This window comes from Rhodococcus sp. BP-241 (assembly GCF_019836145.1).
Lineage (GTDB): Bacteria > Actinomycetota > Actinomycetes > Mycobacteriales > Mycobacteriaceae > Rhodococcoides.
In genome coordinates, this window is the sequence record NZ_JABUEI010000005.1 from 80,679 (window position 1) to 97,188 (window position 16,510).

A 16,510-nucleotide genomic window follows, 5' to 3' on the forward strand; every position below is an offset into this window, starting at 1 on the left:
TTCGGTGTTGTTCCAGCCTTCGGAGAACGCTGTTGTGACCCACCACATTTCACTGGTGTTAAGCATCTTTATTGTTCTGTGATACACGCCTCACGGAGCCGTCCGAGCACATTCCGTCCGGAGAATGACAGGTATGACCTCATCTGTGGCGATCAGCCGTGACACAGCAGTCGGCCCGGAAGCCCGGTTGTCCTGGATTCTGTCGGGCCTCGCCGGGATGGTCGGCGCCGTCGCATTTCTGCATTCCGCCGGATACTTCGTCACCTTTATGACGGGAAATACCGAACGCGCGGTCGTGGGACATTTCGGTGAGCCCGCCGGCAAGGAGGTGGCTCCGGGCGCATCTCCCTGGGCCGCACTGGCTCTGATGGGATCGTTCCTGCTCGGCGTGGTCATCGCGTCGATCTGCCGACGGAAGTACTGGTCGAACCATCCGCACGGTGCCACCGTGGTGACGACGATCGCGCTCGCGGTGGCGGGGTCGATCGACATCGCACTGTCCGGGTGGTCGTCCGCCGACGTGAACTTCTATCCGATCCTTCTCATCGCTTTCGCGCTCGGCGCGTTGAACACCGCCTTCACCAAGAAGGAGGAGACCTACATTCCGCTGAGTTATGTCACCGGAACGCTGGTCAAGATGGGGCAGGGAATCGAACGCCATCTGTGCGGTGGCGGAACCCGCTACGACTGGCTCTGCTACCTCATGCTGCTGGGGTCGTTCTCGCTCGGCGGTGCGATCGGCGCTTTCATCGGCGTCGTCATCACCGGTCCCCAGGTGCTCCTGCTCGCCGCGCTGTTCAGCTTCGGCGCCACGATCTTCACCTTCACCCACACCGAACGGCAGACGGTCTTCGGCTGACAGGTGCCTCGTCGGCTCAGATCGCGTGGAACGCCCTCCGCGCTGTCGTTGCCAGTGCCGCTCGTCGGCGATCGTGGTCGGACGCGCTCTCACCCGCGTGCGCGGTGTGGACGATCGCGGACTGCGCCCACGCGGCGGCGAGCGACACCAGCATCGACCAGAGATCCTCCGCCGCGACGTCGTCGACGAGAGTGCCCCGCTTCTGTGCGTCGCGGATGGCGTCCAACTCGGCGCGACCGGCATCCTCGCGGTGCGCGAAGAGGGGGCCGATCGGAGTCCGCTCCAACCGCGCCCAGGTCACCAGGCGCACCAGCTCGGGATCGCCGATATACATGTCGTAGAGGGCCGCGACGTATCCGGGCAGGTCGTCCGCGTCGAGCGGGACGTCCGCCATGTCGACGTCCACCCGGTTGTCGAAGACCGCGTCGAACAGTGCCTGTTTGCTGCCGAAGTACGCATAGATCTGCGACTTGTTGATGGCGGCGTTCGCAGCGATGCGGTCGACGCGCGCCCCCGCGATGCCGTGCTCGGCGAACTCGGCCGTCCCTGCACGGAGTATTCGTCGTCTCGTCTCGGCGGCGTCACCCATGGGTCGAGCCTACGCAGTGACCAACTGGTTGGTCACTTCGATCGTTCTCGGTTACGCTTCCAACTAAACAGTTGGTTGCCACCGACCGGTCCACGTCGAAGGGACATCCAGTGCGAACCGTGGCCGCCTACAGCGCATCCGTACCCGGAGCCCCGTTGATCCGGGACTCGGTGGAGCAACGGGACCTGCGGGCCGACGACGTCGCCGTGCTCGTGAGCCACTGCGGTGTGTGCCATTCCGATCTGCACGCGCTCCGGGACGACGCGGGGTCCTTCCCGCTCACCCCGGGCCACGAGTTCGTCGGAACGGTGCTCGGCGTGGGCAGCGACGTCACGGACTTCGCCCCGGGGGACCCCGTGGCCGTCGGCAACATCGTCGACTCGTGCGGCGTGTGCGACATGTGCGCTGCGGGGCAGGAGAACTACTGCCGTGAGTTCCCCACCCTCACCTACGGCGGGCGGGACCGCGTCGACGGATCGACGACGGCAGGAGCCTTCTCGGCGGAGTACGTCGTGCGGGATCGCTTCGTCTACCACCGGCCGAAAGGCCTCGACGCGGCCGCGGTCGCTCCCCTGATGTGCGCGGGCATCTCGGTCTGGGAGCCGTTGCGCCGCTGGGGCGTCGGTCCAGGGTCGCGCGTCGGTGTGGCCGGAATCGGTGGCCTCGGTCATCTCGCCGTGCGATTCGCGGCGGCGCTGGGCGCCGAGGTCACCGTGTTCACCACCTCGTCGGCCAAGGCGGAGGAGGCGCGGGAACTGGGTGCTCACCACACCGTACGGTCGACCGACGACGCCGCGATGGCGGCGGTGCAGGGCGGACTGGATCTCGTCGTCGACTGCATCCCGGTCGCTCACGATCCGCAGCCGTACCTCGCGAGCCTGGCGCTCGACGGAACCCTCTGTCTGGTGGGCCACCTCGGCTCGGTCTCGATCGAGACGGTGGATCTCCTGGTCGGTCGCACATCGGTGAGCTCGTCCGGCAGCGGTGGTCGCCGGCACACGCAGGAGATGCTCGACTTCTGCGGCGACCACGGCATCACCGCGCAGGTGGAGGTGCTGCCGTCGGCCCTCGTCGGCATCGCTCTCGATCGCCTCGAGGCCGGAGACGTGCGCTACCGGTTCGTGCTCGACATGGGTGATCTGGTCGGCGACGGCACACCCGCCTGAGGGTTGCGGAATCGGGGCGCGGGGCATTCAGGGCGTGACCCGACCACCGATCAGAGAGCAGGACCCCGCGATGACGATGCCCAGTGATGCTGCGGACGCCGTGCCCGCCGCCGGAAGCAACGACGGACCGCGCGAGCACGAGCAGGACACCGAGCACACCGCGTACGTCGACGAGGAGAACGTGCCGCACCCCGGGGATGCGAACACCGACTCCTGATCGGCGACCGTGGGTATCGACACCAGCGGGAAGACGCTGACACTCACCATCGGACACGACGAGTTGATCGTCCGTCAGCGGTGGGAAGTGGTCAGCATCGTCAACGACATCGCGATCGCGGTGTGGTTCATCGCGGGCAGTGTGCTGTTCTTCTGTGAGTCGACCACCGAGCTCGGAACAGTCCTCTTCCTTGTCGGGAGCATCGAGTTGCTCGTCCGACCTGTCATCCGCCTCGTTCGACGGGTGCACATTCGGCGAGTACGTGGTGGCTCCGACGGAGTGGACAGCCTCGACTTCTGAGTGTCGTCGGGAGACCGCAAAGGGTGCCCTCGTAGGGACTCCCTCGCGTGCGATCACGTCTCTAGCGTTGGTGGGGCCAGACCAACCCTCCGACGTGACGAGGTACCAACCGTGAAGAGACCGTTCGTGATTGCCGCGCCGGCGGTCGCTGTGCCCGCACTGGGCGCGGCGTGTACGGCGTCGGAGGAGGCGAGCCCGCTGGTGGGGGAGTGGCGCATGACCGGGCTCGGCGTCGACCCTGCAGGTGGTACGAGTCGTTCCACGATGATCTCGTGACCGAGTCCGACGGAACCTCGGGGACGTTCACGATCTCGGTGGAGGCGGCTCCGGCGCGCGGTCTCATCGGGCAGACCCTTCATCGTGCATACGAGGTGGATGGTGACACTCTCGTTCCGACACCGAGCGATCCTGCCCACGGCTTCCGGGTCACCTACGAGCGTGGATGATGCGCCGCGGAGCGATTGCCCTCGCGTCCGCAGTCTCTCTGCTCGCCGGCTGCTCGGCTGAGAGCGACACCGTCGGTTCGTCGGCGTCGTCACCGGCGACCACGCAGCCGACCGCCGCAGAACCGAACGGAGAGACGATGCGCATCGCGATCGACGTCGAGGGCACCACGGTGATCGGAACCCTGAACGACAGTGAGGCGGCCCGCGATCTCGTGGCACTTCTGCCCGTGACGGTGGAGATGTCGGATCACGGCGGGGTGGAGAAGACGGGCCCGCTGCCGGCGGTGCTGAGCACGGACGGGTCTCCCTCAGGGGCGGATCCCGATCCCGGCGACATCGGGTACTACGCGCCGTCGAACGACGTCGTTCTGTACTACGGCGATCAAAGCTACTTCCCCGGCATCGTCGTACTCGGGACCATGGACCCGTCCGGAGTCGGCGTGGTCGGTGCGCTCGGTGGCACGGTGACGGTGACCATCACGTCGGCCGACTGATCGCGCCTGGCCTCACCACGGCCCATGTCTTCGGAGCCGAGCGTGAGTGCGGACGGTCCCGGGGCGCATACTTACCGGATGCCCCCCAACGCGAAGCGCACGATTCTGAGCAACGGCGCCGACCGCGTCACCGTCTTCCACGACGGGAGGGTGAAGGTCACCTCGAGTTCGCACGTCTGGGACATCGTTGATCGCGGACGCCACAGTGCCCTCGGCCAATACGTCACCCTCGCGCCCGCACCGGCCCGCCACGCGGACGTACGAGCGGACGACCGCGAGGCCGCGCCGGGCACCCCCGACTTCGTCGCCGAACTGAACCCCGAGTTGGGGTCGGCCGTCGCCGGAACCGCAGCGGCCACGAACGGCACCTTCGTCCAGTTCGTGCACGACGGGACCATCATCGTCGGCAACGACGGTCGCGACCTCGCCGAGACGTTCAACACCGGTCGCGAGGCCACCGAGGAGGCCGCTGCGGAACGCGGTGGCGCGGTGACCGTGACGTTCAAGGGATCATATCGGCCGCGTGACATCCGTGAGCACGACTGGCTCATCGAGATCCCCGTGAACGAGAAGCCGTTCAGCAATCGCCTCTACCGGGGGGACTACGAGAACTCGGAGAACAAGGTGGGTCCGCACCGCAGGTAGTTCACAGTCCACCGGCCACCCGGAGCACCGCACCCGTCACGTAACTCGCGTCCTCGGACATGAGCCAGACGACGGCTCCCGCGATGTCGTCGACGGTGCCCGCTCGACCGAGCGGCACCGTCGGGGCGACCTGCGCAGGCCGGTCCGGCTCCTGGTGGAAGTCGGTCCAGATCGTGCCGGGCGACACGGCGTTCACGCGAATCGCGGGGGCAAGTTCCTTCGACAGTCCGAGTGTCAGTGCGTCGACTCCGGCTTTCGCTGCCGCGTAGTGGACGTACCTCGACGGACTTCCGAGCGTCGCGGCCGCGGACGAGATCGAGACGATCGATCCACCGCCCTGTCTCATGAGTGCTGCCTGCGCGAACTTGCAGCAGACGATCACTCCGAAGAGGTCGACGTCGAGGTCCCGGTGGATCGCCGCGAGGTCGTTGTCCTCGAGCCGCCCCACTGCGGTGGCCGCGCCGGCGTTGTTCACCACCCCGGTCACCGGCCCGAACGCCTCCGCTGCCGCGAAGAACGCGGCGACGGAATCCTCGTCGACGATGTCGACCGCGCAGCACAACGCGCGGCGACCGAGGGCTGTGACGTCAGCTGCGACGGCGTCGGCCGAGTCCGCGTCGGAGTGGTAGCCGATCACCACGTCCCACCCGGCGCGGGCCAGGGCCAGGCTGATGGCCCGTCCGATCCCGCGTCCACCGCCGGTCACGATGGCGACCCTCGTGTCAGTCATGGGCACAGTCAACCCCGCCGGTTCCGGTGCTGCCGAAGGAATCGGAGCGCGGAACCCTCGACATGCCGCTGTCACCGCATCGGATAGTGCTGGCGCCAGCGTTCGAGGAACCTCGTCAACTCGGCCACACCCGACGACGCCGGCGAGGTCGTACGCCAGGCCACGTGCCCGTCCGGGCGGACCAGCACGGCTCCCTTCTCGCCGACCTCCAGCAGGTCGATCAGTCGACGTCGGTCTGCGGGATCCGGTGCGTCGACGGGGACCACCACGACGCCCGGGCCCACGATGCGGTGAGTGCCGAGCTCGTTCTCCCACCCGTCGCCGTCGAGGGCGAGGAGGGTCAACGAGGTCCGGTGGAGTACGTCGTGGATGCCCGTGGTGAGCCCGCACGTCGAGATCATCGCGTGGGGAAGCCGGGCGCCGGGGTAGGTGGTGGGGAGATAGTCGACCACGTCCTCGGGCGGCCGCACTGCAGAGTCGTCGTCGGCGACGAGGTCGCTCGTGTGCAGATAGCCGAACTGCAGACCGGTGGAGACGAAGTGTTCGATCTGACCGGGCAACGCCTCCGCGATCTGCCCGCGCAGTGCCGTCGAACCCGGAGCCCTAGGATGCAGTCGCCGCGCTCGACGCATCTGCCGACGCATCATCGCCGTGGCCATCGGCGCGACGAGCCGGTCGGGGAGCGACGCGAGCGGTGCACGCGCCGCGACCCGGGTCGCGACCGCCAGCATCCTGTTGGTGATGCCGATGCGTCCACCGATGTCGTCGAGCCGGAAATGGTTGGCCACACTCTGCTCCGCGAACTTCTCCACCACCGGTCGGCGTTCCGTCTCGTAGGTGTCGAGCAGAGTGGGAGAGGCAGTGCCGGACAGCACCGCGTCGAGCTTCCACGCGAGATTGTGCGCGTCCTGCACCCCGGAGTTCAGGCCGAAGCCGCCGGTGTGCGGGAACCGATGCGCAGCGTCACCGAGGAGCAGGAGCCGCCCGCGGCGGAACGAGTCCGCGGTCTGCGACGTCATCACCCAGGTGCCGGTCGACTCCAGCTCGAAGTCTTTGTCACCGAGCATCTTCGGCAACATGTCGGCCCAGAACTGGCGGCTGTTCGCGGCGATCTCCTGGGCCGGGTGCAGGTAGGCCGTCATGAGGATGTACCGGTGATCGGCGTGCGAGATCAGGACGCCGCACAGATCCGGCGTGTAGATCCAGCTCAGAAGTGGACGAGCGTCGTCCGGGAACAGCGTGTGCGAGGTGAAGAACGCGCTGCCCATGTTCGCCAGGACCGGCCCGTCGAGGTCGATTCCACTGGCATCGCGAACAGGGCTGTTGGCCCCGTCGCACCCCAAGACGTACCGAGCGGTCAGCTCTCCGTCGTCATCTCCACTGCGCGTTCGCACTCGGGCGACCTCGGGTGTGGACTCGACATCCAGAACCGTGACGCCGCGGCGGAAGTCGATGAGCGGGTCCTCGTCCAGCGCGTTCCACAGCACGGGCATGAGCAGGTGCTGTCCGATGTGCGAGACCATGTACGGGCTCTGGCTCTCGACGACTGCTTTCCGCTCGGGATCGGACAGCAGGTCGATGGACCCGATGGGGCCGTCGCCGATGCCGCCGAACCAACTGATGAGGTTCACCTCGTCGTGCGGAGGCGACATCGACGCGATGACCGACGCGAGATCGGGGCTGTACTCGTGCCAGATCTCGAGCGTGCGGGCATTGATCACGTGTGCGGCCGGATGGAAGAGCGGCGTGGCTCGACGCTCCAGGACAACGGTGCGGATACCCCTGCGAGCCAACAGCAGTGCGGCTGTGGCGCCTGCCGGTCCCGCGCCGACGATCACCACCGGAGTCGTCATCGGACGACGGTCCGCTGAGTGCCGAGATCGATGGTGCCGTCGGCCGTGCGGATGGTGGCGGTCACGACGTCGTCGACGGAGAGGTAATGGGGATTGCGCGCCTGTCGAGCGAAGAAGATCTTCCACTTGACCGCCGGCGGAAGGAGTTCGCCGATCTTCTGCACGATCTTCGGTGGGGCGGAGATGGCGGTTCCGACCGGCGTGCCCGTCAGGAGAACGTCTCCTGCGGAGAGGGACTGGAAACGAGACAGGCGGGTGAGTGCCTCGGCGGGTGGCGTGATCAGGTCATCGCCGATGGTCTGATCCTGACGGACGTCGCCGTTGACGGACAGGGTCATGTGCAACTCGGGGAGCCGCGCCCAGTCTGCTGCGTCGAACAGGACGAGTCGCGGGCCGAGTGGCGTGAAGGTGGGATACGACTTGCTCTCGTAGACCTGGACGCGGGTCAGCTGGATCTCGCGCGCCGACACGTCGTCGGCCACGACCACCCCCGCGGCGTAGTGCGGCAGGGTGTCCTGCGTGACCGTGGTCCCGACAGGGACGTCCGCCCCGATGACGATGCCCAGCTCGATCTCGTGATCCAGCAGGGCGACCTCGGCGGGTTGGCGGATCGGGTCGTTGGGGCCGCTGATGGAGGCCGACGATTTCCGGAAGAACGTGGGGTACAGCGTTGCCGGGTCGGCTCCGATGTCCAGCGCGTGCGACCGGTAGTTGAGCAACTGAGCCACGACGCGGCACGGTGCGGTGATCGGCGAGAGGACGTCGAGATCCGCCACGACGGCGTCCTCGCCGTGTGCGCTCTCGACGGCCGCACGATCGGCGAGCAGATCACGGGTGGTGTCGGCCGTGGTGTCGATCCGGGCCGCGGTCTCACCGTGCAGGCGCCACCATCCCTCGGCAGTGCGAACAATGTTCACGGGCATGGTGATTCGCTTTCTCGAGAAGGGATCACAAGGTACGGAACGAGATGGTCTTCTTGTTCGCCACGACCGGTCGGCCCGGCCTGGTCCCGGCCTCCCGCCGCCGCAGCTCCTTCGGCGACTCGCCGTTGCGCAGTCGGCTCAGCAGGTAGTCGGGGTCGATGTTCACGCCGATCGGATTGCGGGCGAACTCGTCGCTGTAGAAGAACGCCGCGGTGTGATCCGGGTCGAAGTTCTCCACCTGGAACTCGAGTCGGATGCCGTCGGGATCCTCGTAGTAGAGGGAGATGGTCGGGCCGTGGTTGATGGACCAGACCGGGCGGATGCCCTGGCGCTTCAACCGCACGTAGTTCTCGAGCAGCCGTTCGAGGGACGTGAAGGTCAGCGCGATGTGGTCGATGCCGTAGACCTTGCGCTTGAGCCTCGCGAGCGGGAAGAGAAGCCGCAGAACCGGGGGCACGGCGATGATCGCCAGGCGGTGCGACTCGTCGTCCCAGGTCAGGAACGTGATCTCGTCGTCCTGATACGCGACCTGCGCCCCGAAGACGGTGCCGTACCACCGCACCATCTCGTCGGTGCGAGTCGATTTCACCACCCAGTGGGCGATGCGATCCGGTCCGTGCCTGCCGAGACCGGCCGAGCCGGTGTGGTCACCCGTCGCGTTCATCGTCGCCTCTCGTCGTGGGGAAGTGACCGCGACGCTACGAGCACTTTGACTGTCAGTCAAGAAATTGACTCGTGCTCGAGGTGCGGGGCGGGGTGCACTACCCTCGGTGCCATGTCCGCGAACCCCCCCGACGGCGCGCGTCGTCCGCGACGGGATCGTCGACAGGCACTCATCGATGCGGCCATCGCCCTCATGAGCGAGGGCGGCGACGCGGACATCAGCGCGGCCGCCATCTCCCGGCGGGCCGACGTGGCCCACGGGTTGCTGTTCTACTACTTCACCGACAAGCAGGGCCTGGTGGCCGCGGCGCTCGCAGACGTGTTGTCGCGCTTGGTGCATCACCAGAGCCCGAGGGTGGACGAGCAGACTCCGGAGCAACGCCTCGACGGTTTCGTCCGACGGCACATCGAGTTTCTGGAGAACCATCGGACGCTGTACGTCCGCGTCGTCGTCGAGGGCGTGCTGGGAGATCAGGCCGTCGAACGTGCGCTCCGCGAGGCACGCGCGGCAGGCGCGCGTCAGGTGGCGGACATCGTCGGACTGGAGCAGCCCCTGACTCCGGTGATGCAGACGGCGGTCGTCGCCTGGACGGGATTCCTCGACCGGGCGGCCGACGAGTACGTCGAGCGCGACGACCTGTCGCTCGACGACGTCGTGGACCTCGTGGTGAGAGCCTTCGGCGTGGTCACCGGGCACTGACGCCGCGCATCCCTCGTGGCGGTGGGCACGTGCACAACGCAACGTGCGGCGCCGTGTCGCGACAGCCATCGTGCGCGACGCTCCCGAAGGCCACACTCGAGTGATCGATACCGTCGTCCGGCGAGGAGTGGCCCGTGATCATGATGCTGCGCTGGGTCCTCCGCATGCACTCGTTCGGACGGACGGCGCGAGTGGGTGATCCTCTCGAGACACGGTTCCGCGTACTCCCGGCGGATCTCGACATCCTGATGCACATGACCAACGGCCGGTACCTGTCCGTTCTGGACGCGGCCCGCATCGCGTACTACGCGAGAACCGGTCTGTGGCGCCAGTTCCGCGTGCGGGGCTGGAGTCCCGTCGTCACGGCGCAGAGCATCACCTACCGGCGCTCGCTGACCTTCCCGCGTGCGTATCGGGTGCGGACCCGTCTGATCGGTACCGATGCCAAGAACCTGTACTTCGAGCAGGTCTTCCACATTCGCGACGTCGACCATGCCACCGCGGTGGTGTCCGTCCGACTGACCGATCGGGGCGGCGGGTCGGTGCCGCCGGCGCGGATCCTCGCTCTCGACGGCACGTTCGTGCTGCCCGACCTCATCCCGACAGCAGTCGCGGAATGGTCGGAGTTCGCCCGTCACCACCACGCAGGGAAAGAGGGTCAGTGATGACATCGTCCGGGACCACCACGAGTTCCGACCACCACACGCTGGCGGTCATCGGCTCGGGTTTCGCGGGAGTCGGAGCAGCGATCGGGCTGGCACCGTTGCACCAGGGAAGCGTCGTCATCTTCGAGCGGGCGGCGACGCTCGGCGGGGTGTGGCGCGACAACGACTATCCGGGTGCTGCGTGCGACGTCCAGAGCCTCCTCTATTCGTTCTCGTTCGCTCCCAGCCACCGGTGGCGTCACACCTACGCACGGCAGCCCGAGATCCGCGAGTACCTCGACCGGGTCGCGCGGGACCACGGGTTGCTCCCGCGACTCCGTACTCAGTGCCCGGTCACGTCCCTCACCTGGGACGCGGCAGCGGCGCGGTGGACTCTCGAGACGCCGCGCGGGACGTCGACCGCGGATCACGTCGTTCTCGCCACGGGGTCCCTCGCCGACCCCTCTCTCCCCGCCGTCGACGGCATCGAGTCCTTCGCGGGTCCGATGTTCCACTCGTCGCAGTGGGACCACGACACGGATCTGACGGGTATGCGCGTCGCCGTCGTCGGTACCGGTGCCTCCGCGATCCAGTTCGTCCCGAGAATCCAACCGCTGGTGGAGTCCCTGACCCTGTTCCAGCGCACGGCACCGTGGGTGATGCCGCGCGACGACAAGCCCATCTCCGCACGCACGCGGACCCTGCTGAAGTCGGTTCCCGGATACCAGCGTGCTGCGCGCGCGGCCATCTACCTCGAGCGGGAGGTGAAGCTCCTGGCCTTCCGCCACCCTGCATTGATGGCGATCGGGGAGCGCGAGGGTCGTGCGCACCTCGCACATGCCGTGAGCGATCCTGTTCTGCGGCAGAAACTCACACCGGACTATCGGATGGGCTGCAAGCGGATCCTGCTGTCCGACGAGTACTACCCGGCCCTGGCGCAACCCAACGTGTCCGTCGAGACGGCGGGCGTGGCGACGGTGACTCCGACCGGAGTGATCGACACGAACGGCACCGCTCACGAGGTGGACGCCGTCATCTTCGGCACCGGGTTCGACACCAGTCGACTTCCGCTGACGGACAGTGTCTTCGACGGGTCGGGTCGATCGATGGCGGACACGTGGGGCGACAGTCCGCGGGCCTACCTGGGAACGACCGTCGCGGGATTCCCGAATCTCTATCTGATGCACGGACCGAACATCGCACTCGGCCACACGTCGGTGATCCTGATGTTCGAGTCTCAGATCGCATACATCGAGAAGGCGATGCGTCGTGCGATGACCGCACGCGGTTCCATCGAGCCGACCGCCCGGGCGCAGGCCGAGTACTCGACCGACATCGACGACCTCACCGACGGGACGGTGTGGACGAGCGGTGGGTGCTCGAGTTGGTACCTCGACCCCGCCGGCCGCAACAGCAATCTCTGGCCGGGCAGCATCCTCGGGTATCGACGCCGTGCCACGCGATTCGACGAGAAGCACCACGCGGTCCACGCGGACGCGGTGCCGCGATGAGCGAGCCCGTCGTCCTCCTGCACGGACTCGGCGGGTCGCCTGCGATCTGGGATCGCGTTCGATCGCTGCTCACCGGTGCGGTGCTCGCGCCCGAGATCGCGGGTACCGCGTCGATCGAGCAGGACGCCCTCGACATCGCCCGGGCGGTCCGGGCCGCCGGCATCGGTCCCGCTGTCGTGGTGGGGCACTCGCGTGGCGGACTCGTCGCCACGTCCCTGGCGGAGCAGTTCCCGGGCCTCGTGACCCGTCTGGTGCTGGTCGCGACTCCGCCGACCACGGCGAGTCGGCTGACGGCCAGAGGTGTCTCCGAGATGGTTCTCGGTGTGCCGGTCCTCGGCGCCGCGGTGTGGACGATGCTGCCCGAGCGCAGGCTCCGGTCCGGTCTCGCGTCGGCGTTCGCTCCCGGTGGTCCGGTTCCCGAGTTCGCGGTGCGGGACCTCGTCGCGACTGGACTGCGTCGGTTCCGCGCGTCCTCGACGGCGATCGACCACTACGTGACCGAAGTGCCGCTGAGAGAACGACTGTCGAGACTGTCCGTCCCGGTCTCACTGGTGTACGGCCTGAACGACCGACGTGTGGATCCGGCCGCGATGGCCGACAGTGCAGGCGGCCCGCGCACCACCGCGTATCCGCTGCGGCGTGAGGGGCACGGTGCCCCGTGGAGTTCGGCCGGTGCCGTGGCCGCCGTGATCGCCGGCGACGCGCACCCGAGCGAGGCCGTTCGACCCACTTCCACGGTGGCTCCGCGACTACGCCCGGTCCGGTGGACTCCACCGAGCGCGCCGGCCCGAGCACGGCAGGTGACGAGCAGGGAGCCGGTGGCGTCGATCCGGCGTCTCGAACTACCGGGCCGCGGGCCGGAGGACGTCAGGCTGGACTCGCGGGGGCGAGTACTCACCGGCCTGGAGGACGGGCGCATCGTCCGGGTCACCATCGACGACACCGGTCACGGCGTCGAGACTCTCGCGCACACGGGAGGTCGACCGCTCGGCATCACCGTCGTCGACGACGCCACGTTGCTGGTGTGCGATGCCGAACGAGGTGTTCTCCGCGTGGATCTCGGCACCGGGGTGGTCGACGTCCTTCTCGACCGACTCGACGGCGAACCGATCACCTTCGCGTCGAACATCGTCCAGGGGCGGTCGGGCAACATCTACTTCACGGTGTCCACCCGGCGGTTCGGGTTCCACGACTTCCTCGCCGATCTCCTCGAGCACTCCGGCACGGGCCGGCTGGCGGTGGTGTCGCCCGACGGCGCCGCGCGCACGCTCGTCGACGGTGTCCAGTTCGCCAACGGGCTGGCGGTCTCGGACGACGAGGATTCCGTCACCGTGATCTCGACAGGCGACTTCGCCGTACTGCGGTACCCCCTCGTCGACGGTCACGCCGGACCGCCGCATGTCGTCGTCGACAATCTGCCTGCCTTCCCCGACAACGTCTCGGTCGACGGTGACCTTCTGTGGGTGGCCCTGGCGACGCCGCGCAGCACACTGCACGATCGGGTCGCGCAGCTCCCCGGCATCGTCCGGAGGTTCGCGTACCGCCTCCCCGAGAGTGTGCGACAGGGCGAGTCCACGACGTGGGTGATCGCTCTCGACTCCGGCGGCACGGTCGTGCACGACCTGCAGTCGGCATCTCCCGAGTACTCGATGGTGACCAGCGTGGTCCGACGCGGCACGCAGCTGATTCTCGGAAGCATCACCGAATCCGCGCTGGCGGTCGTCGACCTCCCGCCCACGTCACAGGGGAGAGTCGAATGGTGAGCCGCCTCGACGGCCAGGTCCTCGTCGTCACGGGCGCGGCCGGAGGCATCGGTTCCGCGACGGCGCGGCGGTGCTCGGACCTCGGTGCGATCGTCGTCCTGCTCGACGTGGACGAGGGCGGTCTGACCCGCACCGCGCGGTCGCTGACGGGCCCGTGCGACACCCACGTGCTCGACGTCCGGGACGCCGATGCCTGCCGCCGAGTGATCGACACCGTCGTCGCCGAGCGGGGGCGGGTCGACATCGTGTGGGCCAATGCCGGTGTGTCGGAGTACGGTCCGCTCGACCTTCTGCCCGACGGAGCGTGGAAGCGCATGATCGACATCAACCTGGTCGGTGCCCACAACATCGTGCGGGCCGCGCTCCCGGCTGTCCTGGTCTCGCGCGGCCACATCGCCTTCACGTGTTCCTGGGCGTCCTTCGCTCATCAGCCCGGCCACTCGGGCTACGCCGCGGCGAAGGCCGGGCTGGAAGCGTTCGCGAACGCCCTGCGACTGGAACTCAGCGGCACCGGGGTGCGCGTCGGATCCCTGCACCCGGGATGGATCGACACGTCGATGGTCACGGGAAAGATGGCGCAGCCCGCGTTCGCGGCCCTGCTCGCCGCCCTTCCCGGCCCGTTCGGTGCGGTCAGCCCCGTCGACGACATCGTTCCGCACATCGTCCGCGCGCTGGAGCGGCGGTCGTCGCGCATGGTGTACCCGAGAGCCGGCCGCGTCCTCCTCGTCCTCCGTGCCGCGCTCCCGACGGCACCGTTCACTGCGCGGAGTCGAGCAGCAGCCCCGCGGATTCGTGCGCTCGCTGCTCGGGATGTGCGACGCTCGTGAACCGGACAGGCAGGGTGGTGGAAGAGGAGGCGCGATGAGCGACCGGACGGGTACTCCGCGGGAGCGGGAGATCGCCGCGCGCATCGCCTCCCTCGTCACCGACGCCGAGCAGGAACTCGATGCCGTCGCGTCGGACCTGACGTCGTTGTACCGCAGAAGCATTCCGGTGTACGACTCGGTGGCGCACGAGGAGGTGCAGCGCAACACGCGCGCCGTCCTGGACATCGTGCTGTGGCGAGTGCGCAGCGATGCACCTGCCGTGAACGAGCGGGACGTCGCCGACCTGGTCCGGCGGTGGGCCGATCAGCGGATCCCCCTCGAACTCGTCGCACACAGCATCCAGCTCGGTGCCCGCGAGCTGTTCAAGATGATCCGGCGCAACGCCGTCGAGCAGCAGTTGTCGACCGATGTCATCGACGACATGCAGGACATGATGTGGGAGTGGGCCACGTCGTACTCGGCCGCCGTGAACACGGTGATGCAGGAACGAGCGGTCACGGGTGCCACCCGGCGTGCGGATCTCATCCGGCAGCTCGTCGACGGGTCGTACGTGCCCGCGTCCGTCGAGCGGGACGCCCGTGAGCACGGTATCGCGCTCGATCACCACTACAGCGTCGCCTGTGTGACCTGGAACGACTCGTCGATCGTGTCGGACATCCGGTCGATGCTGCGACTACGTTGCGGCACCGATGATCTCGGCGTGGTGGACGCGGTCATCGACGGCTGTCTCGTCGCCCTTCTGCCCGTGGTTCCGGACCGCCTCGCGGCCTCGGTGGCGGTCGGTCTGGGCGATGCTCGACCGGCCACGGACGCGCGCGCGTCGTACGGGCAGGCGCGGCACGCACTCGACCTCGCCACCCGCTTCGCGAGGACGGGGGTGGTCGACCTGGCCGCACTCGGACCGCTGCCACTCCTCGCGCTGGGGGAGGAGGCCGCGGATCGACTCGCGTCCGCGCATCTGACCACGGTGGCCGAACGCGGCGAGGCGGGTCGCGAGATCCTGGACACCGTCGCGGCGTACCTCGACCACGATCGGCGCGTCGACGACACCGCCGCCGCCCTCTTCGTGCATCGCAACACCGTGCGCAACAGGGTGGCGCGTTTCGGTGATCTGACGGGCCTCGACATCGACCGGACAGCCGATCTCGTCCTCGCCTGGTGGCTACTGACGCGTGAGCGCAGCGCGCGCTCGGCTCTCGAGGATCCCCCGCTCCAGTAGCGGAACCGTCTTCCGCATCTTCGGACGGAGAATCGCGTCCCACAGCGAGCCGGTGAACACACCGCGGATCTTGTCGACGCCGCGCAGAGCGCCCGGCACGTACACCTTCCGGCGGCGCCGGACGATGGCGTCGACGAACGCGTCGGCGCAGTCCTCGACGTCGGTGACGACATCGAACGGCCAGGGCAGTTCCTCGATGCTCGCCCGCACCGACTCGATGCTGTGCTGCGACTCGAACATCGGAGTCCGGACGAATGCGGGATGCGCGACCCCGACGCCGACGCCCTTGTGTGCCACCTCGAGGCGCAGTCCGCCGCCGAATGCCTCGACACCCGTCTTGGCGGCCGCGTAGGCGGACTGGCCCGGCACGGTCTTCAAAGCGGCCGCGGACGAGACCAACAGATAGAAGCCGCGCTGTGCGGTCACGGCGGGCAACGTGGCGTGCACGGTGCGGATGACGCCGTTCAGATTGATGTCGACGATGCGGGTCAGTGTCTCGACGTCGCTGATGGCGACGGTGCCGGCCTCCGCGATGCCCGCATTGGCCACCACCACGTCGAGGCACCCGTACTCCGAGAGAATTTGTGCGACAGCTGATTCGAGCGACGCGGTGTCCGTGACGTCGGCAGTCACGGCCAGGTGCCGGCCGTGAGCGCTGGTGTCCAGGCTCCCGATCACCGATGCGGGTATGTCGGATCGGTCCACGAGCACCACGTGCGCGCCCCGCGACGCGAGTCGGCGTCCGGTTTCCAGACCGATCCCGGACGCACCGCCGGTGATGAGTACGACCTTGCCTGCCATCGATGCCATGCGCTGTCCTTCACGGGTCGTCGTTCGCGGTCCCCTCAGCGTCGCCCGGCGAGCAGCCCCGCGACAGGTGCGTGACTCCACGTCGGGTCGGCCTGCGCTGTGCAGCCGCACAGCGAGCGATCGACTGGTCTGCGTAGGTCTGACGCCGATC

The 16,510-nt window shown here is 68.0% G+C and carries 20 protein-coding genes; 14 read left to right on the forward strand and 6 right to left on the reverse strand.

Annotation, left to right across the window (positions count from 1 at the left end):
* Positions 1-133: 133 nt before the first annotated feature.
* Entirely contained in the window at positions 134-859 is a 726-nt protein-coding gene (locus HQ308_RS12295) for a YoaK family protein (protein WP_222639708.1), read from the forward strand.
* Between the two features lie 16 nt (positions 860-875).
* Here the strand turns inward: HQ308_RS12295 and HQ308_RS12300 are convergent, their stop codons facing one another.
* Positions 876-1,448 (reverse strand): TetR family transcriptional regulator, encoded by a 573-nt coding sequence (locus tag HQ308_RS12300; protein ID WP_222639705.1) that lies wholly within the window; start codon positions 1,446-1,448, stop codon positions 876-878.
* 119 nt (positions 1,449-1,567) lie between these two features.
* Here HQ308_RS12300 and HQ308_RS12305 point away from each other — a divergent pair, with 119 nt between their 5' ends.
* The 7 genes from HQ308_RS12305 to HQ308_RS12330 all read left to right on the forward strand — a co-directional run bounded on the left by HQ308_RS12305 (position 1,568) and on the right by HQ308_RS12330 (position 4,716).
* The gene (locus tag HQ308_RS12305) at positions 1,568-2,614 is read left to right on the forward strand and encodes an NAD(P)-dependent alcohol dehydrogenase (protein WP_308115769.1); all 1,047 of its coding nucleotides are present in this window, start codon (positions 1,568-1,570) and stop codon (positions 2,612-2,614) included.
* Positions 2,615-2,684: 70 nt separating this feature from the next.
* Positions 2,685-2,831 (forward strand): hypothetical protein, encoded by a 147-nt coding sequence (locus HQ308_RS12310; RefSeq protein ID WP_197027715.1) that lies wholly within the window; start codon positions 2,685-2,687, stop codon positions 2,829-2,831.
* A 9-nt stretch (positions 2,832-2,840) separates the two neighbouring features.
* Positions 2,841-3,131, forward strand: coding sequence for a YrhK family protein (locus HQ308_RS12315; RefSeq protein WP_308115770.1), 291 nt, complete (start codon positions 2,841-2,843; stop codon positions 3,129-3,131).
* A gap of 111 nt (positions 3,132-3,242) precedes the next feature.
* Positions 3,243-3,407: a hypothetical protein gene (locus HQ308_RS22610; RefSeq protein WP_261776058.1), complete on the forward strand. Its 165-nt coding sequence runs from the start codon at positions 3,243-3,245 to the stop codon at positions 3,405-3,407.
* Positions 3,404-3,577 carry a hypothetical protein gene (locus HQ308_RS22615; RefSeq protein ID WP_261776059.1) on the forward strand — a complete coding sequence of 58 codons (174 nt, stop codon included), beginning with the start codon at positions 3,404-3,406 and terminating at the stop codon, positions 3,575-3,577. Before HQ308_RS22610 ends, HQ308_RS22615 begins: the two co-directional genes overlap by 4 nt.
* A gap of 137 nt (positions 3,578-3,714) precedes the next feature.
* Positions 3,715-4,071 carry a cyclophilin-like fold protein gene (locus HQ308_RS12325; protein WP_261776060.1) on the forward strand — a complete coding sequence of 119 codons (357 nt, stop codon included), beginning with the start codon at positions 3,715-3,717 and terminating at the stop codon, positions 4,069-4,071.
* Between the two features lie 78 nt (positions 4,072-4,149).
* A complete protein-coding gene (locus HQ308_RS12330) occupies positions 4,150-4,716 on the forward strand; it encodes a hypothetical protein (RefSeq protein WP_027504369.1) in 567 nt (188 codons plus the stop codon).
* 1 nt (position 4,717) lies between these two features.
* Here the strand turns inward: HQ308_RS12330 and HQ308_RS12335 are convergent, their stop codons facing one another.
* From HQ308_RS12335 to HQ308_RS12350, 4 genes are all read right to left on the reverse strand, one after another.
* On the reverse strand, positions 4,718-5,446 hold the full coding sequence (locus HQ308_RS12335) for an SDR family NAD(P)-dependent oxidoreductase (protein WP_222639697.1): 729 nt from the start codon (positions 5,444-5,446) through the stop codon (positions 4,718-4,720).
* Between the two features lie 71 nt (positions 5,447-5,517).
* Positions 5,518-7,299 carry an FAD-dependent monooxygenase gene (locus HQ308_RS12340; protein ID WP_222646548.1) on the reverse strand — a complete coding sequence of 594 codons (1,782 nt, stop codon included), beginning with the start codon at positions 7,297-7,299 and terminating at the stop codon, positions 5,518-5,520.
* Entirely contained in the window at positions 7,296-8,222 is a 927-nt protein-coding gene (locus tag HQ308_RS12345; protein ID WP_222639691.1) for a fumarylacetoacetate hydrolase family protein, read from the reverse strand. Before HQ308_RS12345 ends, HQ308_RS12340 begins: the two co-directional genes overlap by 4 nt.
* Positions 8,223-8,247: 25 nt before the next feature.
* A complete protein-coding gene (locus tag HQ308_RS12350) occupies positions 8,248-8,886 on the reverse strand; it encodes a VOC family protein (RefSeq protein ID WP_222639689.1) in 639 nt (212 codons plus the stop codon).
* 111 nt (positions 8,887-8,997) lie between these two features.
* Between HQ308_RS12350 and HQ308_RS12355 the strand changes: the two genes are divergently transcribed.
* The 6 genes from HQ308_RS12355 to HQ308_RS12380 all read left to right on the forward strand — a co-directional run bounded on the left by HQ308_RS12355 (position 8,998) and on the right by HQ308_RS12380 (position 15,549).
* Entirely contained in the window at positions 8,998-9,585 is a 588-nt protein-coding gene (locus tag HQ308_RS12355) for a TetR/AcrR family transcriptional regulator (RefSeq protein ID WP_222639687.1), read from the forward strand.
* A 140-nt stretch (positions 9,586-9,725) separates the two neighbouring features.
* Entirely contained in the window at positions 9,726-10,250 is a 525-nt protein-coding gene (locus tag HQ308_RS12360) for a thioesterase family protein (protein WP_261776088.1), read from the forward strand.
* On the forward strand, positions 10,250-11,740 hold the full coding sequence (locus tag HQ308_RS12365; RefSeq protein ID WP_051613002.1) for an NAD(P)/FAD-dependent oxidoreductase: 1,491 nt from the start codon (positions 10,250-10,252) through the stop codon (positions 11,738-11,740). The genes HQ308_RS12360 and HQ308_RS12365 overlap by 1 nt, the downstream gene beginning before the upstream one ends.
* Positions 11,737-13,503 (forward strand): alpha/beta fold hydrolase, encoded by a 1,767-nt coding sequence (locus HQ308_RS12370; RefSeq protein WP_222646550.1) that lies wholly within the window; start codon positions 11,737-11,739, stop codon positions 13,501-13,503. Before HQ308_RS12365 ends, HQ308_RS12370 begins: the two co-directional genes overlap by 4 nt.
* Positions 13,497-14,330 (forward strand): SDR family NAD(P)-dependent oxidoreductase, encoded by an 834-nt coding sequence (locus HQ308_RS12375; RefSeq protein ID WP_222646551.1) that lies wholly within the window; start codon positions 13,497-13,499, stop codon positions 14,328-14,330. Before HQ308_RS12370 ends, HQ308_RS12375 begins: the two co-directional genes overlap by 7 nt.
* A 34-nt stretch (positions 14,331-14,364) precedes the next feature.
* Positions 14,365-15,549 carry a CdaR family transcriptional regulator gene (locus HQ308_RS12380; RefSeq protein ID WP_222646552.1) on the forward strand — a complete coding sequence of 395 codons (1,185 nt, stop codon included), beginning with the start codon at positions 14,365-14,367 and terminating at the stop codon, positions 15,547-15,549.
* Here HQ308_RS12380 and HQ308_RS12385 read toward each other — a convergent pair.
* Positions 15,493-16,359: a short-chain dehydrogenase/reductase gene (locus HQ308_RS12385; protein WP_222646553.1), complete on the reverse strand. Its 867-nt coding sequence runs from the start codon at positions 16,357-16,359 to the stop codon at positions 15,493-15,495. The genes HQ308_RS12380 and HQ308_RS12385 overlap by 57 nt on opposite strands.
* Positions 16,360-16,510: the final 151 nt, after the last annotated feature.

Excerpts from the sequence above, each read along its gene's own strand:
- HQ308_RS12365 (WP_051613002.1), top strand. The coding sequence starts at position 10,250 with ATGACATCGTCCGGGACCACCACGAGTTCCGACCACCACACGCTGGCG.
- HQ308_RS12355 (WP_222639687.1), top strand. The coding sequence starts at position 8,998 with ATGTCCGCGAACCCCCCCGACGGCGCGCGTCGTCCGCGACGGGATCGT.
- HQ308_RS12375 (WP_222646551.1), top strand. The coding sequence starts at position 13,497 with ATGGTGAGCCGCCTCGACGGCCAGGTCCTCGTCGTCACGGGCGCGGCC.
- HQ308_RS12360 (WP_261776088.1), top strand. The coding sequence starts at position 9,726 with ATGATGCTGCGCTGGGTCCTCCGCATGCACTCGTTCGGACGGACGGCG.
- HQ308_RS12325 (WP_261776060.1), top strand. The coding sequence starts at position 3,715 with ATGCGCATCGCGATCGACGTCGAGGGCACCACGGTGATCGGAACCCTG.
- HQ308_RS12350 (WP_222639689.1), bottom strand. The coding sequence starts at position 8,886 with ATGAACGCGACGGGTGACCACACCGGCTCGGCCGGTCTCGGCAGGCAC.
- HQ308_RS12330 (WP_027504369.1), top strand. The coding sequence starts at position 4,150 with ATGCCCCCCAACGCGAAGCGCACGATTCTGAGCAACGGCGCCGACCGC.
- HQ308_RS12385 (WP_222646553.1), bottom strand. The coding sequence starts at position 16,359 with ATGGCATCGATGGCAGGCAAGGTCGTACTCATCACCGGCGGTGCGTCC.
- HQ308_RS12340 (WP_222646548.1), bottom strand. The coding sequence starts at position 7,299 with ATGACGACTCCGGTGGTGATCGTCGGCGCGGGACCGGCAGGCGCCACA.
- HQ308_RS12380 (WP_222646552.1), top strand. The coding sequence starts at position 14,365 with ATGAGCGACCGGACGGGTACTCCGCGGGAGCGGGAGATCGCCGCGCGC.
- HQ308_RS12370 (WP_222646550.1), top strand. The coding sequence starts at position 11,737 with ATGAGCGAGCCCGTCGTCCTCCTGCACGGACTCGGCGGGTCGCCTGCG.
- HQ308_RS12345 (WP_222639691.1), bottom strand. The coding sequence starts at position 8,222 with ATGCCCGTGAACATTGTTCGCACTGCCGAGGGATGGTGGCGCCTGCAC.
- HQ308_RS12295 (WP_222639708.1), top strand. The coding sequence starts at position 134 with ATGACCTCATCTGTGGCGATCAGCCGTGACACAGCAGTCGGCCCGGAA.
- HQ308_RS12310 (WP_197027715.1), top strand. The coding sequence starts at position 2,685 with ATGACGATGCCCAGTGATGCTGCGGACGCCGTGCCCGCCGCCGGAAGC.
- HQ308_RS12335 (WP_222639697.1), bottom strand. The coding sequence starts at position 5,446 with ATGACTGACACGAGGGTCGCCATCGTGACCGGCGGTGGACGCGGGATC.
- HQ308_RS12300 (WP_222639705.1), bottom strand. The coding sequence starts at position 1,448 with ATGGGTGACGCCGCCGAGACGAGACGACGAATACTCCGTGCAGGGACG.